Consider the following 16219-nt stretch of genomic DNA (forward strand, 5'->3'; position numbering starts at 1 on the left):
GAGGCCCGCCAGAGAATATCTGGCGGGCCTTTTCTTTTGGCGTTGGAAGTGTGACGGGGTGCGGCGTTTTTTGTGCCCTTGCTCAAGCGGGCAAAATTATCCGCCGCAAATGCTTTGCAGGCGCAGCCATGCGCTGTCAGGGAGCAGGGGCTCTGTCTGTTTGTTTTTCATCGGGTCGCCCTCGATCAGGGCAAGAACGCTTTCGCCGGTAATATCGCGGGCACGGGCATAGGGGGTAGCGCGCACATCTGAGGCCTCGAACAAGGCAAGCAGATTTTCTGTGTCCGGCGTTTGGGGGGGGGCGGTCATCAGGTGTTCTGCGTAGGCGTCAAGCGCGGCGCTGGAGACTTCGCCCGTGGTCAGCAAACGGAAATTCTCCCATGGCCCCACCGTATCGAGCAACTCTCCAAGCGGATCATGGTTTAACTGCTGGGCAACCTCGCCCAGAATATAGCCTGCGGCGACATCGGGTTCTTCCCAATCCTCAAACACGCGGCGGTCCAGCACGATCACCCCACCGGGCAGGTGAAGGGCTGCGCGACCAAGGGCCGGCACCACGGCAAGTTTGGTCGTGTCCAAACGGGTGCCAAGGCGGCGCAGCGCGCGCAGGCCCGCGGCATCTGAACACATCAGGCCGGTAACCCGCTGCATCCGCTCCATCAGGGCCACGCCGAGGGCTTCGCGTTTGACCTGTGGAACCACGCGTAGGGTATTGTCGCGCATGGCACCGGGCAGCCAGAAGATGAGTAGAGCTGCGACAGCGCTTAGCGATAGGCCGACACCCAGCCAGCGCAGCCTCCCGGGGCGGGGGCGGCCTTTGGCGATGGTGCTGCACAGGGTCTCGATGGCGTTGATCATTTCTTTTTCGCTGGCAGGCAGTTCCAACGTTTCGCCCGTGTCCCCGTCGGGATGGTAGAGCGCGGGAATAGATTGTGGATTAGCCCTTTCCACGGCGGCCAGTGACCAATGGGTGATGGCCTGATCATTCATATCAGAGATAACAAGCGTGGCGTGCCCGATCGAGACAATGACTTCGCGCCGCTGGCCCTCGGCATCGGGCCGCCACAGACCGATGGCCTCTAGGCGATCATATTTTGAAAGGGCGGTCATGAATATCTGCTCGGGTTTTGTTTCGCGCTACATTACCATTTGGACGGGGTAGGGCAATGGGAAGCAGCATCTATGCTGATCGGCGGGGCAGCCGCTGTGTGGCGGTGGTGGTGGCGCGGATGCTTGCATGACGCGGAGGTGTTGTGCCGTCAAAATCCGGCGGCCTTGAAGCCTGCCAATGTTTCACGGGAAAACGCGATGAGGCTGGCCTTCCTACCGGTTCCGGCGGCTAGGCTCCCGCAGCACTGTATTGCAAGTATCTCTGATCACGATATTGAGGAGGTAGCATTCTGCAATCATCAAGACAGCCGCCGCAAACCAGAAGGAGCCGCGCTATATGATCCTGTCGCGCGGCCGCCGCTATCTGTTTATCCATGCACCCAAGACGGGCGGCACGTCTATGGCGCTGGCGCTTGAGGCGCGTGCGATGAAGGATGACATCATGTTGGGCGACACGCCCAAAGCAAAGCAGCGGCGCAAGCGGGTATCGAATGTGCAGGCGGCGGGGCGGTTATGGAAGCATAGCACATTGGCCGATCTCGACGGGTTGGTGGGGCATGATGAGCTGGCGGATCTGTTCATCTTTACATTGGTGCGTAACCCATGGGACCGCATGGTGAGCTATTATCACTGGCTGCGGGGGCAAAGCTTTGCCCATCCGGTGGTGGGTTTGGCCCGTGATCTGGAGTTCGGCGAATTCGTCCAGCACGCGCTTGTGGCGCAAAGCTTTTCACAGGCATCTGCAGTTTCCTATGTCACGGACATACAGGGGGATATGCGGGCGGATCTGTTTATCCGGTTGGAGCATCTGGCCGATGATATCGCGCCTTTGCACGCGCATTTGGGTTTTGACCTTGATATCCCGCATGTGAACCGCAGTGATCGCCATGAGGATTATCGCAGTCTATATAATGACAGCAGCCGCGCTGCGGTTGCCGAAATCTGTGCCGCAGATATCAGCCGGTTTTCCTATCGTTTTTAATCACAGTGCGGCGCGGCCTGATCATTGAGGCGGAAAAAAGCACGTAATGACGGGGTTTCCCTTATTTGCGCGCAGACTGTTGCTGCTGTTTACCTAATCTTGACCATTCTCCCGAAATTATAGGGTTACGTGATGACAATGCCCCATTTCCGCCCCGATAGGGTCGCTTGGTGGCCCAGCGAATCGGGCCAATTGGGGGCAGAAATAAAAGAACGCGCTGAAATGGTGCACCAAAGGGGACTGAAACAATGTTTGGAATGGGTTTTAAACAAACAAGACCGACCCGCCGCATCGTTGAGATGACGGGCGCTTATGATGGCGGGATTGCGGCGCTGAGCCATGGGTTGATGGCAGGCACGCGGGTGGCAAGCAACCTTGGCTGGCGCGCGATTGATGCGCTAACTGTGGGTGACAAGGTGCTGACCTTTGATCATGGTATGCAGGAAATCACCGAAATTCGCCGCGCACATATGTGGCTGGACGCGCCGGAGACAGCCGAGAATTTGTGGCCTGTTGTGATCCCTGAAGGGGCTTTGGGCAACCGCGAAGAACTGGTTCTGTTGCCAGAGCAGGGTGTGATGGTTGAAAGCGACGCCGCCGTTGATATGCATGGCGATCCTTTTGCCGTGATCACGGCGCACAGCCTTGTTGGCCTGCGCGGTATCCGCCGCCGTCAGCCGATGCAGCGGATTGAGTTGATCGCCGTATATTTTGCCGGTGATGAAGTGATCTATGCCGAAGGCGGCGCGTTGATCCATTGTCCCCGCGATATGTCATCGCTTGATAAATTCCTTCAGGCCGGCGCGCAGACCTATGTTGTTCTGGATGGCGAGGCCGCAGAGGAGCTGGCCGATATGATGTATCTTGAAGAGCATATGCTGGTTCCCCCTGCACATGCGGCGAACTTTTCAGCAATCTGATTGTTTCTAAATAATCCATTCTGTCATTCCCTGTGGCGGGAAGAGGGGGCGCTTTGGCGGCCCCTTTTTCGTATGGAGACCTGCCCGTAGCAGGCCTATAGATGCTCTAACCTTGCGGGAGTTCTCCGATGCTGAATGTTGTGGTTATTGTGGTTATTGTGGTTTGCCTAGGGGCTGCGGGGCTTTTGATGATGCCGCGCCTTGCTGGTGCCCCGCTGTGGCGAGCGTCGATTACCCCGTTGGCGTCTATCATCGGTAGCGGTTTTCTGGTGCTAGGTCCGGCGCTGAATGCCTCATACGGGGTGTTGGCCCCGTTGGTGATGGCAGGACTATGTGCGGTGGCTTATGCCTTTGGCGGGGCGATCCGTTTTAATATGGCCCATGCAGACAGGCAGGCACACAGCCGGCGGCTCGAGACTGTTTCGGCGTGGCTATTGGCCTTCGCCTATATTGTTTCGGTGGCTTACTACCTCAATCTGCTGGGCGCATTTTCGGCGACGCTGGTGCCTCAGGGCGGGGCATATCTGGGCAAGGTCATCACAACGGCGGTGTATCTGGCCATCGCTGCAATCGGCTGGACCAAAGGATTTGCCGCGCTTGAACGCATGGAGCAGGTGTCGGTCGGGATTAAATTATCGGTGATTGCAGGGATGTTGGCCGCGCTGATGTGGTACTTTGGCGGCTTGTCCACCGAAGGCCAGCTGCACCTTGCCGCGCCGCAAACTTCCCCCTTGCACGGGGTAATGCTGGCTTTTGGTTTGCTGGTGACTGTTCAGGGGTTTGAGACATCGCGCTATCTGGGGGATGAATATGGGGTCGGGACGCGGATCCGCTCGATGAAGCTGGCGCAATGGATCTCTACGGTGATTTACCTGCTGTATATCACCCTGTTTTGCTATTCTTTCGCGCCGCAGGATGGTCCGGTGGACGAGACAGCGATCATCGCGATGATGGGGGTTGTCACCCCCGTCCTGCCTGCTCTGTTAATGGTCGCAGCCCTGAGCGCGCAGTTCAGCGCGGCGGTGGCCGATACCAATGGATCGGGCGGGCTACTGTCGGAGCTGACCAAGAGCCGCCTGCCGCCGCGGGCTGGGTATCTGTTGCTGGTAGGCTTCGGGTTGATGCTGACCTGGGCGTTCAGCGTGTTCGAGATCATCAGCTACGCCTCGCGTGCCTTTGCATTATACTATGGCTGTCAGGCGATCATCGCAGCGGGGCAGGCGCGCAAAAACGGGGCAGGGGGCAAAGCCCTGTTGTTTGCTGCTTTGGGTGTTTTGGGTGGGCTGGTTGCGGTATTTGGTGCCGCGGTAGAATAGAGGGGCGCGGGCGGCGCCCCTCTGGTTTGCACTTAGGCTGCGTTTGCAGCCTCGACGCCAAAGCGGCCATAGAAAGTCTGGTTTTTCTCGGCCATCTCGCGCAGCAGGGCGGGGCATTTGAACCGCTCGCCGAATTGCGCCTCTAGCTGGTCACAACGCTCGGCCGCATAGGGTGTACCGATCATGTCAAGCCATGACAGCGGGCCACCGGACCACGGCGCAAAGCCCCAGCCAAGGATCGCGCCCACGTCGCCTTCGCGAATGTCCATCAACACGCCTTCTTCCAACGCGCGCACGGCCTCAAGGACTTGGACGAACATCAGGCGGTCCTGAACATCCTGCAGCTTGGGCTGTTCTGCGGCCAGCGGGTATTTGTCATGGATACCTTTCCAATAGCCAAGGCGTTTGCCTTTTTCGTCATAGTCGAAATAGCCGGCTTTGGATTTACGGCCCAAACGACCCTGTTCCTCGAGCCAGACGATCAGATTGTCGGCCTCGGAGGCGGGATAGGCGTCGCCCATGGCCGCTTTGGTGGCGCGCATGATCTTGGTGGCAAGGTCCACAGAAGTCTCGTCCCCCAATTGCACAGGACCAACAGGGAAGCCGAGCATTTGCGCGGCATGGTCGATGTACCAAGGGGCCACGCCTTCGGTGATCATGCGGTTCGCTTCGCCGCCGTAGGGGATGATGCAGCGGTTGGCATAAAAGAAGCGTGCGTCATTCACCACGATTGGCGTTTTGCGGATCTGGCGCACAAAATCGAGCGCTTTGGCCACGGCACGGTCACCGGTGTTGGCCCCTTTGATGATCTCGACCAGCAGCATCCGCTCAACCGGAGAGAAGAAGTGGATGCCGATGAATTGCTCCTGTCGCGAAGATGCCTTGGCCAGCTCGGTGATCGGCAGGGTCGAGGTGTTGGAGGCAAAGATGCAATCTTCGGGGATCACGGCCTCGACCTTTTTGGTCATCTCGGCTTTGACGGCAGGGTCTTCGAACACTGCTTCGATGATCAGGTCACAGCCTTTGAGCGCATCCAGATCGGGCGTCGCGGTGATGAGGTTCAGCAGGGCCTCTTTCTTTTCTGGTGTGGCTTTGCGGCGGGCGATGCCTTTGTCCATATAGGCCTCAGAGTAGGCTTTGCCCTTGTCAGCGGCGGCTTGATCGCGGTCGATCAGCACGACCTCGATGCCCGCCTGCGCCGAGACAAGCGCGATGCCCGCGCCCATCATGCCAGCGCCCAGCACGCCCAGCTTTTTCACCCGTTGGTCCGATACGCCGTCAGGGCGCACAGCGCCTTTTTCCAGCGCTTCCTTGTTCAGGAACAGTGACCGGATCATCGCCGAGGAAGACGGATTCATCAAAACGGAGGTGAACCAGCGCGCTTCGATCTTCAGCGCGGTATCAAATGGTACAAGCGCGCCTTCATAGACCGCTGAAAGCAGCGCCTTGGCAGCGGGGTAGACGCCTTTTGTCTTGCCGTGGACCATGGCCGAAGCCCCAACGAAGGTCATAAAGCCTGCGGGGTGATAGGGCGCACCGCCGGGCATTTTATAGCCTTTGGCATCCCATGGTTTCAGGATGTCCGCATCCTTGGCCGACAGAACCCATGCGCGCGCGTCCGCCATGGGATCATCGCTGACCTCATGGACGATGCCAGCCTTTTGGGCTGCGTCAGGGGCCAGCATTTTACCCTCAAGCAACAAGGGCGAAGCTGCCATTGCGCCCAGCATACGCACAAGGCGCGTGGTGCCACCGGCACCGGGGAAGATGCCAACCTGAATTTCGGGCAGGCCGATGCGGGCCTTGGGATTGTTGGCCGCAAAGATACGGTGCGTGGCCAGCGGCAGCTCAAGCCCGATGCCTGCGGCGGTGCCGGGCAGGACGGTCGCGATCGGCTTGCCGCCCTTGTTGGTCTTGGGGTCCATGCCGGCACGTTCGATTTTGCGCAGCAATGTATGCATGCGCATGGTGCCCTCGAACAGGCCTTTGGCCGGATCATCGCCCGCATCGGCCTTCATTTTTGCCAGCAGGTTCAGGTCCATCCCGCCCGCGAAAGAGCCCGCCTTACCAGAGGTGATGATGATGCCTTTGACAGCGTCATCAGCCAGCGCCTGTTCGGTCAGCGTGTCGAGGTCTTCCAAGCCCTCTATGGACATGACGTTCATGGATTTGTCGGCGACATCCCATGTGATGGTGGCGATGCCGTCGGCATCAATGTTCATTGTAAAATCGGTCATAGGGTTTCCTGATCTTTACTGTTGTTTTGACTGCGGTGCGTGCCAATCCTTGAGCACGTGTCCGACTGTCGTGTTTGAATCTACGCCGTATTGACTGCTCGCGACCTTCCAGTGTCCGTCGAAACATTCGAGTATCGAGTAACATGGCATCGCAGGGCCAACGCGATCGTTGCCGACCATCAAATGCTGGATATGAGTGGCCTGTATGCGTGTGGGCGACTGAAATTCTGCGACCTCAAGGATGCGGACCAGACTAGTGATCCGCATTACTTCGTAATCCTGACAGACAGCCAGAAAGATGCGGCGCAGATCTTCGCGGGTTTCCAATACTGTTTTATCTTCAGCAGAGCTGATGAAATGGGGAACATGAAAACAGGTTGAAAATGTGTCAAAGTCACACGCAAGCATGGCCTTTGCTGTAATCTCGAGAAGGTTTTCCGAGATTTCTCTTGCTGTTTTGGTTGGTTCCCCAGTCATCAGTTTTACACCCGCTCGATGATCGTCGCTGCTCCCATGCCGGACGCAATGCAAAGCGTGGCAAGGCCGACTTCCTTGTCTGCGCGCTCCAGTTCGTCCAGCAGGGTGCCGATGATCATCGCACCTGTGGCCCCCAAAGGGTGACCCATGGCAATGGAGCCGCCGTTCACGTTGACCTTATCATGGTCCACGTCAAAAGCTTGCATAAAACGCATTACAACCGACGCGAAGGCTTCGTTCACCTCGAACAGGTCGATGTCTTTGATGTCCATGCCGTTATCAGCAAGGATTTTCTGGGTCACGGGCACAGGACCGGTAAGCATAATGGTCGGGTCAGTGCCGATCTTTGCAGTGGCGCGGATGCGCGCGCGGGGTTTGAGGCCGTATTTTTCGCCAAATTCCTTATTGCCGATCAGCACGGCCGCCGCACCGTCGACGATACCCGAAGAGTTGCCGGCGTGGTGGATGTGGTTGATTTTCTCAAGGTGCGGATATTTCAGCAGGGCCACCGCGTCAAAACCGGGCATGACTTCACCCATCTGTTGAAACGCCGGGTTCAGCGCGCCAAGGCTTTGCATGTCGGTTTGGGGGCGCATGTATTCGTCGCGGCTCAGGATTTCGAGGCCGTTCTGGTCACGGATGGTGATGACGGATTTGTCAAAGCGCCCTTCTTCCCACGCTTTTTGGGCGCGCTGTTGGGATGCAACAGCAAGCGCATCGGCATCTGCGCGTGAAAAGCCGTATTCGGTTGCGATGATATCGGCCGAGATGCCTTGGGGGACAAAATACTGATCGATTGCGATGGAGGGGTCGGCGGCAATGGCAGCGCCGTCGCTGCCCATCGCCACGCGGCCCATCATTTCCACGCCACCGGCGATATAGGCCATACCGGCACCGCCCTTGATCTGGTTCGCGGCCAGATTCACGGCTTCCATGCCGGAGGCGCAGAAACGGTTGATGGCAAGGCCGGGAATGTTTTCATCAAGGTCCGAGGCGAGCACGGCGGAACGCGCAAGGCAGCCGCCTTGCTCCATCACCTGGGTCACATTGCCCCAGATCACGTCTTCGACGGCATGGCCTTCGAGGTTGTTACGTTCTTTCACCGCATTGAGCGTCAGCGCAGAGAGCCGCAGGGATGTCAGCTCGTGCAGGGCACCGTCTTTGCGACCTTTACCGCGGGGGGTGCGCAAAGCATCATAAATATAGGCTTCGGTCATGTTATGTCTCCTTAGAGTGGCTCTTTGGGGGCCGGTGTTTGGTCAGGCGCGGTCAGCGGGGCTGCCGGGCATGAGATCATAGGGGGCTTTCCAGCCCGGTGTGTCAGACAGGCGGGTGAGCCATGCGTCAATGTTGGGATAGGCGCTGCGGTCGAACCCGAAGGGTTCGGGGTAATAGAGGTACCCGCAGCAGGTAAGATCGGCGTTTGTAATGCCATCGCCGACGATCCATTCGCGCCCTGCAAGATGGGTGTCCAAAACAGAATAGGCGCTGATCAGACGTTTCTGGTTAAAGCTGATGACCTCTTTGGGTTGTTTGTCTTCGGGCAGGAAATTGATCAAAAAGCGGACCATGCCTGCGGCCGAGCTGAGCTTGTGATTGTCCCACAGCACCCAGCGCAAAACCTCGCGCTGCTCGTCAGCGTCTTTGCCGCCGAATTTGCCGGATTTCTCAGAAACATAGTCCTGAATGACGCCCGATTGGGTCAAACGTACATTGCCGTCGATCATCACGGGGGCTTCGCCCATGACGTTGAGCTCATCGCGGAACTCGGGCGTGCGGCCCTGTCCTCCGAAAAAGTCGATTTTAACCGCTTCCCAGTCCAGACCCGACAGTTCAAGCGCAAGGGCTGCCTTATAGGAATGCCCGGATTCGCCAAAGCAGTGCAGTTTGATCGTCATTGCGTGATTTCCTGTTTTGGCTGCTGTGTCATGAAGATCATTTGTGTCTCCTCTCGAAAGTTGTGCGGCGCCTCCCAGTGCTGCACATATGTGTCTGGATATTGGCCTCCGGTCGGGCCTTGGTCGTCAGGTCGTTATCTTTTGCGCGTGTCCAGTTCGGCATTGAACAGGCGCAGTCGTGCGGTCAGGTTTTCTTCGTTCATCACCGAAGAAAAATTCTCAAAAAGGAATGACAATGCCTCACCTTCGTCCAATCCGGCATCCGCACTGAATTTCTTGAGGCGTCGGTAACCGTCTTCGGTCATGGCGACAGGAAAGCGGCGGGTTAGGCGAAAGCGTTTTGGCAAGGTGTCTCTCCGGCTGTGAAGGGCGGGGGCGCTAATGCCCCCGCCGCGACCTTAGAAATTTTCAGCCTCCAGCGCCATCACAGTATCTGCACCGGATTGGATCCGCGTCAGGTGCAGGGCAGTGGCAGGCAGTTGACGTGCCATATAGTAGCGTCCGGTGGCCAGTTTTGTCTCGTAGAACGTGGCGTCTGATGCACCGTTTGCCAAGGCCTCGAACGAGGCTTTGCCCATCTTGGCCCACATCAGGCCAAGGCAGACATGGCCGAACATGTGCATGAAATCGTTTGAACCGGCGAGCGCATGATTGGGGTTTTTCATGCCGTTTTGCATGAAATACATGCCTGCCGCTTGCAGATCCTTGCTTGCAGCCTTGAGCGGTTCGATGAAGTCCTTGTCAAAGGCCTCGTCCTGACCGGCGTTATCCTTGCAGAAGGATTTGACCATATCGAAGAAGGCCATCACATGTTTGCCGCCGTCTTGGGCCAATTTGCGACCCACCAGATCAAGCGCTTGCACGCCGTTGGCCCCTTCATAGATCATGGCGATACGGGCATCACGGGTGAATTGGGACATGCCCCATTCCTCGATATAGCCGTGGCCGCCATAGACCTGCTGGGCTTTGACGGTCATGTCATAGCCGACATCCGTCAGGAAACCTTTGATCACAGGGGTAAGCAGCGAGACAAGGCCGTCCGCATCCTTGTCCTCTGCGCGGTGGGCGGCATCAATCATCTGTGCGCCCCAAAGCAGGAACGCACGCCCGCCCTCGATAAATGACTTTTGATCCATCAAGGAGCGGCGGATGTCAGGGTGCACGATCAGCGGATCGGCAGGCTTGTCCGGTGCAGCGGCACCGGTCACCGCGCGGCCCTGCAGGCGGTCATTGGCATAGATCACTGCGTTCTGATAGGCGACATCGGCTTGGGCCAACCCTTGCATGCCGACCCCCAGACGGGCCTCGTTCATCATGGTGAACATGGCGCGCATGCCTTTATGCTCGGTGCCCAGCAGGTAGCCGGTGGCATCGTCATAGTTCATCACGCAGGTCGAATTGCCGTGGATGCCCATTTTCTCTTCGATGGAACCGACAGTGGCCCCGTTACGCGCGCCAAGGGAGCCGTCTTCGTTGACGTTGAACTTGGGGACGATGAAGAGCGACACGCCTTTGATGCCTTCAGGGCCGCCTTCGATCTTGGCCAGCACCAGATGGATGATGTTGTCGGCCATGTCGTGCTCACCCGAGGAGATGAAAATCTTCTGGCCGGTGATTTTGTAGGACCCGTCTTCCTGTGGCACAGCCTTGGTGCGCATCAGGCCCAGATCGGTGCCGCAATGCGGCTCGGTCAGGTTCATAGTGCCTGTCCATTCGCAGCTGACCATATTGGGCAGATACATGTCCTTTTGCGCATCGGTGCCATGGGCAAGGATAGCAGAGGCGGCACCGTGGGTCAGACCCTGATACATGGTGAAGGCCTGATTGGAGGCTGAAAACATCTCGCCCACGGCAGAACCGATAACGGCGGGCATGTTCTGGCCGCCGTATTGTTCGGGCATGTCCAGCCCGGGCCAGCCGCCTTCTTTGACCTGATTAAATGCCTCTTTGAACCCTGTGGGCGTGTAGACCATGCCGTTCTCCAGACGGCAGCCTTCCTTGTCGCCAACGGCGTTCAGCGGGGCAAGGACTTCGGACGTCAGCTTGCCTGCTTCTTCAAGGATAGCAGAGGTGAAATCCGGCTCCAGATCGGCATAGCCGGGGATGTCGGATGTGGCCACTTTGAGCAGGTCGTGCAGGACGAACTGCAGGTCTTTGGTCGGTGGGGTATAGCTTGGCATGGTCTTCTCTCCCTAAGACGTCGGTTAATTGGTTGCGCTGGCCCTGCGGGGCTGGCGCATGGTCGAAATTACCTTTTCGGCCCATTTCAACTGATCGCGCAGATCGGTGATCGCGCTGTCGATTTCGCTGCGTTGTCTTTCCAGATCCTCAAGCCGTTTACCGGCAAGGTCGTAGGTCTGCTCAAGCTGGCTAAGCTGGCCATCGCCTTTATAGTAGAGGTCTAGCAACTGCCGGATTTCTTCGAGCGAAAATCCAAAGCGTTTGCCCCGCAGGATAAGTTTGAGCCGTGCACGGTCACGTTTTGTAAACAGCCGTCGTTGGCCCACGCGTTCGGGGAACAACAGCTCTTTCGCCTCGTAAAAACGCAAGGTGCGCGGGGTGACATCGAATGCCTCGCACATCTCGCGGATTGTCATCGTCTCGTTACTCATTACTCGTCTCGCAAGGATTGGGGTCATGTCTACGATTCAGTTAGACAGCAGACATACCGTTAATTCTCTGGGTTACGTAGTTGTACGTTGCGTAAGTTTTTAGGGTTACGCGAAATAACCCAACGTCACCATCTTGGGTCTAACTTGGGCGCTGATCAAGGCGAACAGAGCTGTAGGTGCAAAAAGAGAGCGGATTTCAACCTAGGCGTTATTCTGGCGCTGTGGCAGAATAAATACACTCCCCATATCCAGTGAGTTGCTGGCGGCAACATGCGGAAGTTACAAATTTTTAACTTAACGGCCCCGGCCAGATTTCAGGAGATACGTGGATGACAGTTGGAGTTTTGGAAAACCAGATGCTGCGTATGTCACCATCCGAAGAGATGCATGACTACCTGATGGCCGCCGCAAAAATCGTCGAGACGATTTCGTTCGAGATGGCGCAAAAACACGATGCGCAAGAGGTTTTGATGCTGTTAAGCGCTGCGCGCGACATCGAGATGCGCGCGGAAGAGCTCAAGACACAATTCTAGGCCGGCTTACATGCCTTAATCGTCCAGTTCCTTCAGCGTTTCGTCGCGAAGGCGTGTTAGTTCGGCCTGTGCCTGTTCAAGCTGTATTTGCTTTTCAGCCAGTTCGGAAAGCTGGCCATTGGCCATTTCTACCCATGCCCGCATTTGCGCCTGACTGCCTTCCTTTTCGCGGATCAACAGCCATTGGCGGATATCTTCCAATGCAAAGCCAAAGGTACGTCCGCGTAGGATCAGCTCCATGCGCGCGCGTTCGCGCGGCCCGTAAAACCGTGTGCGGCCTTCGCGGTCAGGGGCGAGCAATTCGATGTATTCATAATACCGCAATGTTCGCGGCGTTACGTCGAATTTGGCGCACATTTCTTTGAACGTCAGGCGGGTATCTTCGTTCATTGCTGGGGGTCCTCCGGATATCCAAGCTAATTCCACAGGGCGCGATGTGCAACGGGAAGTCTTGCTCTTTGTTCGGGGCGCTGGTGTAAAGGTGATACGCAGATCGACCTCGCGCACCCGACAGGAGAGACCATGGCAGACAAGACCACGTTGGCGCGACAGTTCATCGAGGCACTGCCACATGCGGTGCTATTGGGCATGGAACCGCAGGATATGCGCGATGGCGTGGCGGTTATCGGGATGCCCTATAAGGACGAGCTGATCGGCGATCCGGTGACAGGTGTGGTGCATGGCGGCGCGGTCTCGGCGTTGATGGATACCTGTTGCGGAGCCGCCGTGATGAGCCATCCCGAGATATCCGGCGGCACGGCGACAATTGATTTACGTATTGATTATATGCGCGCGGCCACGCCCGGTCAGACGATTACGACGACTGCGACCTGTTACCATGTGACCCGCTCGGTCGCTTTTGTGCGGGCGGTCGCGGTGGATGAAGACGCAGATAACCCTGTGGCCACAGCCACCGGTGCATTCACAGTGGAGGGCCACAGATGAGCGCGCGCAAGCCTCCTGAGCCTGTACAGGTCATAAAACAACGCCGTGACGCCGCTTTGCGTGCCTTGGTAGATGCGGTGCCCTATATCCGCTTTCTGGGGGTCGTGTTCGAGCGCCGCGGGGACGAGCTGACGGCGATATTGCCTTACCGCGACGTGCTGATCGGCAATCCGTTGCTGCCCGCCCTGCACGGCGGGGCGACGGCTGCGTTTCTGGAGATCACGGCCGTGATGACCCTGAACTGGAGCTACCTGTGGGAGGATCTGGAGGCCGGCAGGCTGGACCTTGAGGGGACGGCACCTCAGGATTTGCCGCGCCTGCCCAAGACGATTGATTTCACCGTGGATTACCTACGCACGGGTCTACCGCGCGACGCCTATGCCCGTGCGCGCATCACGCGGGCGGGGCGGCGTTATGCCAGCGTTCAGGTGGAGGGCTGGCAAGACAACCGCGACCGGCCTTACGCACAGGCAACAGGGCATTTCGTGATGCCTGCCTCTCGTGAATAACGCTGCGTCAGAAAAGCTGACTCATGGTCGGGTGCTGCATATCGCGGTGCCGGTTGTGCTGTCGAATGCCACTGTGCCGATTCTGGGCATCGTCGATACGGCCGTCGTCGGGCAGATGGGGCTGGCTGCTCCGATTGGCGCTGTGGGCATTGGCGCGGTGATCCTGTCGGCGATTTATTGGATGTTCGGTTTTTTGCGCATGGGCACTGTCGGCTTGGTCGCACAGGCCGAAGGGCAGGGGGATACGGGCGAGGTCGCAGCGCTGTTGACGCGCGCCTTGCTGATAGGGGCCGGTGCGGGCGTTGCGATTATTGCGCTGCAAAGCCTGCTGTTTTGGGGGGCGTTTATTGTCTCGCCCGCAAGCGCCGAAGTCGAGGGGCTGGCGCGGTCCTATATGGCGTTGCGGGTCTGGTCCGCTCCGGCGGCGATTGCGCTTTATGGTATCACGGGCTGGTTGATTGCACAGGAGCGCACCCGCGCGGTTCTGGTGGTCCAGATTGGCATGAACGGGCTGAATATCGCGCTGGATGTCTGGTTTGTGATGGGTCTTGGCTGGGGCGTGCAGGGGGTGGCAGCAGCCACTGCGATTGCAGAATGGAGCGGTCTGGCGCTGGGCCTGTGGTTTTGTCGCGCAGCCTTTGCGGGCACAGCATGGCGGGTGTGGTCGGTTGTCTTTGATCCTGCGCGCTGGCGCAGGATGATGGGGGTGAATACTGATATTCTCATCCGCTCACTGCTGTTGGAGGGGATCTTTGTCAGCTTTATGTTTTTGGGCGCAGGGCAAGGCGATGTGGTGTTGGCGGCCAATCAGGTGCTGCTGCAGTTCTTTATGATTGCGACCTATACGCTGGACGGGTTTGCCTTTTCAGCTGAGGCGCTGGTGGGCAAGGCTTATGGCGCGCGCGACCCTGCGCGCCTGCGCCGCGCGGCTGTGCTGGCCAGCGGCTGGGGCTTGGCCATGGCCTGTGGCATGGCGGCGGTGTTTGTTCTGTTTGGTACAGAGATCCTTGACGCAATGACCACGGCACCGGATGTGCGGGCGCAGGCGCGGGTCTATCTGGCCTATGTGGTGCTGCTGCCGGTGCTGGGCTGTGCGGCTTTCATGCTCGACGGGATATTTGTCGGTGCCACGCGCAGCCGTGACATGCGCAACATGATGGCGGTGTCCTTTGCGATCTATCTGGCCTTTGTCGCTGTGTTGGTGCCTTTGTTGGGCAATCACGGGCTGTGGATTGCGATGCTGGTCTCATTTATCGCCCGCGCAATTACGCTGGGCCTGCGCTACCCCGCGTTAGAGCGTGGGGCAGCTAGAGCAGCGCTTTGACGGCTTCGGGCGGGCGGCCAATGATGGCGCGGTCGTCCTTGAAGGCGATGGGGCGTTCGATCAGGATCGGGTTGGCAGCCGCAGCGGCCAGCAGGGTGCTTGCATCGTCGCCGCGGGTCAGGCCCAGCTCTTTGAAGCGTTTCTCGGATGGGCGCAGCATTTCGATTGCAGGCAGGTCCAAGGCACGCTGGGCCTGCTCCAACTCTGCCAACGTCGGCGCGTCCTCAAGGTACTTGCGCAGGGTGACGGGGGTGCCTGCCTCCTCGATCAGGGCCAGCGTTTGGCGTGACTTGGAGCAGCGCGGATTATGCCACAGGGTGATCACAGCCATTCCTCGCGCTTGCTGCCAATAGCCTCGGAGACATTCGCAAACCCGTCGCGGGCCAGCAAAGCATCAATGCCGCGCGCAATCTCGGCAACCATCGACAGGCCGCCATAGACCAGCGCGGTATACAGCTGCACAGCGCAGGCCCCCGCGCAGATTTTGGCATAGGCGTGATCGGCGGTGCTGATCCCGCCAACGCCGATGATCGGCACCTGTGTGAGGGTCGATAGACGGGCCAGCACACGCGTGGACTTCTCGAACAAGGGAGCCCCCGACAGGCCGCCCGCCTCGCCTTTATGCGCTGACTTTAGCCCTTCGCGGGACAGGGTCGTATTGGTGGCAATGATGGCGGAGACTCCGGCTTCGGTTGCCACTTGGGCCACGTCGGAGATTTCTTCTTCGGTGAGGTCCGGCGCGATTTTCAGCATCACGGGGGTGGTGCCGCGCACGGCCATCACCCCTTCGAGCAATCCGGCAAGCGCTGCCTTGCCCTGTAGATCGCGCAGGCGTTCGGTATTGGGCGAGGAGACATTGACCGTGGCGAAATCCACGTGATCGCGCGCGGCTTCCATCACGCGGGCAAAATCGGCGGCGCGGTCTGTGCTGGTTTTATTCGCCCCAAGGTTAAGGCCAACGGGGATGGTGCGTTTGGCTGCGGCGAGGCGGGCGCAGATTGCGTCCATGCCTTCGTTGTTGAACCCGAAACGGTTGATTGCAGCACGGTCCTCGGTCAGGCGGAACAGGCGCGGTTTTTCATTGCCCGGTTGGGGCAGCGGCGTGGCAGCACCTACCTCAATAAACCCGAAACCCGCCGCGCTGAGCGGGGCGATCGCGGTGGCGTTCTTGTCAAAACCTGCGGCCAGTCCGACAGGGTTGGCCAGCGTCATGCCCGCCAGCGTCGTGGCAAGGCGTGCAGAGCTCACAGGACCGGGGCACGGTGTCAGCCCAGCACGCAGCGCGCGGATGGCCAACCCGTGGGCCGCTTCGGGATCTATGCGGTGCAGAGCCTTTAGGCCGATTGCTTCGATCAG

18 protein-coding genes are annotated in these 16219 nt (G+C 58.6%); 7 read left to right on the top strand and 11 right to left on the bottom strand.

Features of this window, described 5'->3' with window-relative positions; translation table 11 throughout:
- Positions 1 to 96: 96 nt before the first annotated feature.
- Positions 97 to 1110, bottom strand: a complete 1014-nt coding sequence (locus ABJM03_RS00075; protein WP_348414770.1) for a hypothetical protein — start codon at positions 1108 to 1110, stop codon at positions 97 to 99.
- Between the two features lie 337 nt (positions 1111 to 1447).
- On the opposite strand from ABJM03_RS00075, the gene ABJM03_RS00080 reads away from it, so the two are divergent.
- From ABJM03_RS00080 to ABJM03_RS00090, 3 genes are all read left to right on the top strand, one after another.
- Entirely contained in the window at positions 1448 to 2092 is a 645-nt protein-coding gene (locus tag ABJM03_RS00080) for a sulfotransferase family 2 domain-containing protein (protein ID WP_348414771.1), read from the top strand.
- Between the two features lie 257 nt (positions 2093 to 2349).
- A complete protein-coding gene (locus ABJM03_RS00085; protein WP_348414772.1) occupies positions 2350 to 3012 on the top strand; it encodes a Hint domain-containing protein in 663 nt (220 codons plus the stop codon).
- A 128-nt stretch (positions 3013 to 3140) separates the two neighbouring features.
- Positions 3141 to 4328, top strand: a complete 1188-nt coding sequence (locus ABJM03_RS00090) for a hypothetical protein (RefSeq protein ID WP_348414773.1) — start codon at positions 3141 to 3143, stop codon at positions 4326 to 4328.
- Between the two features lie 32 nt (positions 4329 to 4360).
- Here the strand turns inward: ABJM03_RS00090 and ABJM03_RS00095 are convergent, their stop codons facing one another.
- The 7 genes from ABJM03_RS00095 to ABJM03_RS00125 all read right to left on the bottom strand — a co-directional run bounded on the left by ABJM03_RS00095 (position 4361) and on the right by ABJM03_RS00125 (position 11552).
- A complete protein-coding gene (locus ABJM03_RS00095; protein ID WP_348414775.1) occupies positions 4361 to 6565 on the bottom strand; it encodes a 3-hydroxyacyl-CoA dehydrogenase NAD-binding domain-containing protein in 2205 nt (734 codons plus the stop codon).
- A gap of 15 nt (positions 6566 to 6580) precedes the next feature.
- Positions 6581 to 7042 (bottom strand): hypothetical protein, encoded by a 462-nt coding sequence (locus ABJM03_RS00100; protein ID WP_348414776.1) that lies wholly within the window; start codon positions 7040 to 7042, stop codon positions 6581 to 6583.
- A 5-nt stretch (positions 7043 to 7047) separates the two neighbouring features.
- Positions 7048 to 8259 carry an acetyl-CoA C-acetyltransferase gene (locus ABJM03_RS00105; protein WP_348414777.1) on the bottom strand — a complete coding sequence of 404 codons (1212 nt, stop codon included), beginning with the start codon at positions 8257 to 8259 and terminating at the stop codon, positions 7048 to 7050.
- Between the two features lie 42 nt (positions 8260 to 8301).
- Complete coding sequence (locus ABJM03_RS00110; RefSeq protein ID WP_348414778.1) at positions 8302 to 8940, bottom strand: glutathione S-transferase family protein; 639 nt, start codon at positions 8938 to 8940, stop codon at positions 8302 to 8304.
- 134 nt (positions 8941 to 9074) lie between these two features.
- Complete coding sequence (locus ABJM03_RS00115; protein WP_348414779.1) at positions 9075 to 9287, bottom strand: hypothetical protein; 213 nt, start codon at positions 9285 to 9287, stop codon at positions 9075 to 9077.
- A 51-nt stretch (positions 9288 to 9338) separates the two neighbouring features.
- On the bottom strand, positions 9339 to 11120 hold the full coding sequence (locus tag ABJM03_RS00120) for an acyl-CoA dehydrogenase C-terminal domain-containing protein (RefSeq protein ID WP_348414780.1): 1782 nt from the start codon (positions 11118 to 11120) through the stop codon (positions 9339 to 9341).
- Positions 11121 to 11144: 24 nt separating this feature from the next.
- Positions 11145 to 11552, bottom strand: a complete 408-nt coding sequence (locus ABJM03_RS00125) for a MerR family DNA-binding transcriptional regulator (RefSeq protein ID WP_348414781.1) — start codon at positions 11550 to 11552, stop codon at positions 11145 to 11147.
- A gap of 329 nt (positions 11553 to 11881) precedes the next feature.
- Between ABJM03_RS00125 and ABJM03_RS00130 the strand changes: the two genes are divergently transcribed.
- A complete protein-coding gene (locus tag ABJM03_RS00130) occupies positions 11882 to 12085 on the top strand; it encodes a hypothetical protein (protein ID WP_348414783.1) in 204 nt (67 codons plus the stop codon).
- A 15-nt stretch (positions 12086 to 12100) separates the two neighbouring features.
- Here ABJM03_RS00130 and ABJM03_RS00135 read toward each other — a convergent pair whose 3' ends face one another.
- Positions 12101 to 12475 carry a MerR family DNA-binding transcriptional regulator gene (locus ABJM03_RS00135; protein WP_348414785.1) on the bottom strand — a complete coding sequence of 125 codons (375 nt, stop codon included), beginning with the start codon at positions 12473 to 12475 and terminating at the stop codon, positions 12101 to 12103.
- Positions 12476 to 12607: 132 nt separating this feature from the next.
- Here ABJM03_RS00135 and ABJM03_RS00140 point away from each other — a divergent pair, with 132 nt between their 5' ends.
- Genes ABJM03_RS00140 through ABJM03_RS00150 form a run of 3 tightly spaced genes read left to right on the top strand, consistent with a single transcriptional unit; the run spans position 12608 to position 14863 of the window.
- On the top strand, positions 12608 to 13030 hold the full coding sequence (locus tag ABJM03_RS00140) for a PaaI family thioesterase (RefSeq protein ID WP_348414786.1): 423 nt from the start codon (positions 12608 to 12610) through the stop codon (positions 13028 to 13030).
- Positions 13027 to 13539: a PaaI family thioesterase gene (locus ABJM03_RS00145; RefSeq protein WP_348414787.1), complete on the top strand. Its 513-nt coding sequence runs from the start codon at positions 13027 to 13029 to the stop codon at positions 13537 to 13539. The genes ABJM03_RS00140 and ABJM03_RS00145 overlap by 4 nt, the downstream gene beginning before the upstream one ends.
- A complete protein-coding gene (locus ABJM03_RS00150) occupies positions 13532 to 14863 on the top strand; it encodes an MATE family efflux transporter (protein WP_348414788.1) in 1332 nt (443 codons plus the stop codon). Before ABJM03_RS00145 ends, ABJM03_RS00150 begins: the two co-directional genes overlap by 8 nt.
- Here ABJM03_RS00150 and arsC read toward each other — a convergent pair.
- Together arsC and ABJM03_RS00160 are read right to left on the bottom strand one after the other, a co-directional pair.
- Entirely contained in the window at positions 14847 to 15188 is a 342-nt protein-coding gene (gene arsC / locus ABJM03_RS00155) for an arsenate reductase (glutaredoxin) (protein ID WP_348414870.1), read from the bottom strand. The two genes, ABJM03_RS00150 and arsC, sit on opposite strands and share 17 nt — an antisense overlap.
- Positions 15185 to 16219 (bottom strand): quinone-dependent dihydroorotate dehydrogenase, encoded by a 1035-nt coding sequence (locus ABJM03_RS00160; RefSeq protein ID WP_348414872.1) that lies wholly within the window; start codon positions 16217 to 16219, stop codon positions 15185 to 15187. Before ABJM03_RS00160 ends, arsC begins: the two co-directional genes overlap by 4 nt.

It is taken from the genome of Sulfitobacter sp., from assembly GCF_039977885.1.
Classification (GTDB): domain Bacteria; phylum Pseudomonadota; class Alphaproteobacteria; order Rhodobacterales; family Rhodobacteraceae; genus Sulfitobacter.

Coding starts and splice junctions, on each gene's coding strand:
- ABJM03_RS00075 (WP_348414770.1), bottom strand. CDS start 1,110: ATGACCGCCCTTTCAAAATATGATCGCCTAGAGGCCATCGGTCTGTGG.
- ABJM03_RS00080 (WP_348414771.1), top strand. CDS start 1,448: ATGATCCTGTCGCGCGGCCGCCGCTATCTGTTTATCCATGCACCCAAG.
- ABJM03_RS00085 (WP_348414772.1), top strand. CDS start 2,350: ATGGGTTTTAAACAAACAAGACCGACCCGCCGCATCGTTGAGATGACG.
- ABJM03_RS00090 (WP_348414773.1), top strand. CDS start 3,141: ATGCTGAATGTTGTGGTTATTGTGGTTATTGTGGTTTGCCTAGGGGCT.
- ABJM03_RS00095 (WP_348414775.1), bottom strand. CDS start 6,565: ATGACCGATTTTACAATGAACATTGATGCCGACGGCATCGCCACCATC.
- ABJM03_RS00100 (WP_348414776.1), bottom strand. CDS start 7,042: ATGACTGGGGAACCAACCAAAACAGCAAGAGAAATCTCGGAAAACCTT.
- ABJM03_RS00105 (WP_348414777.1), bottom strand. CDS start 8,259: ATGACCGAAGCCTATATTTATGATGCTTTGCGCACCCCCCGCGGTAAA.
- ABJM03_RS00110 (WP_348414778.1), bottom strand. CDS start 8,940: ATGACGATCAAACTGCACTGCTTTGGCGAATCCGGGCATTCCTATAAG.
- ABJM03_RS00120 (WP_348414780.1), bottom strand. CDS start 11,120: ATGCCAAGCTATACCCCACCGACCAAAGACCTGCAGTTCGTCCTGCAC.
- ABJM03_RS00125 (WP_348414781.1), bottom strand. CDS start 11,552: ATGAGTAACGAGACGATGACAATCCGCGAGATGTGCGAGGCATTCGAT.
- ABJM03_RS00130 (WP_348414783.1), top strand. CDS start 11,882: ATGACAGTTGGAGTTTTGGAAAACCAGATGCTGCGTATGTCACCATCC.
- ABJM03_RS00135 (WP_348414785.1), bottom strand. CDS start 12,475: ATGAACGAAGATACCCGCCTGACGTTCAAAGAAATGTGCGCCAAATTC.
- ABJM03_RS00140 (WP_348414786.1), top strand. CDS start 12,608: ATGGCAGACAAGACCACGTTGGCGCGACAGTTCATCGAGGCACTGCCA.
- ABJM03_RS00145 (WP_348414787.1), top strand. CDS start 13,027: ATGAGCGCGCGCAAGCCTCCTGAGCCTGTACAGGTCATAAAACAACGC.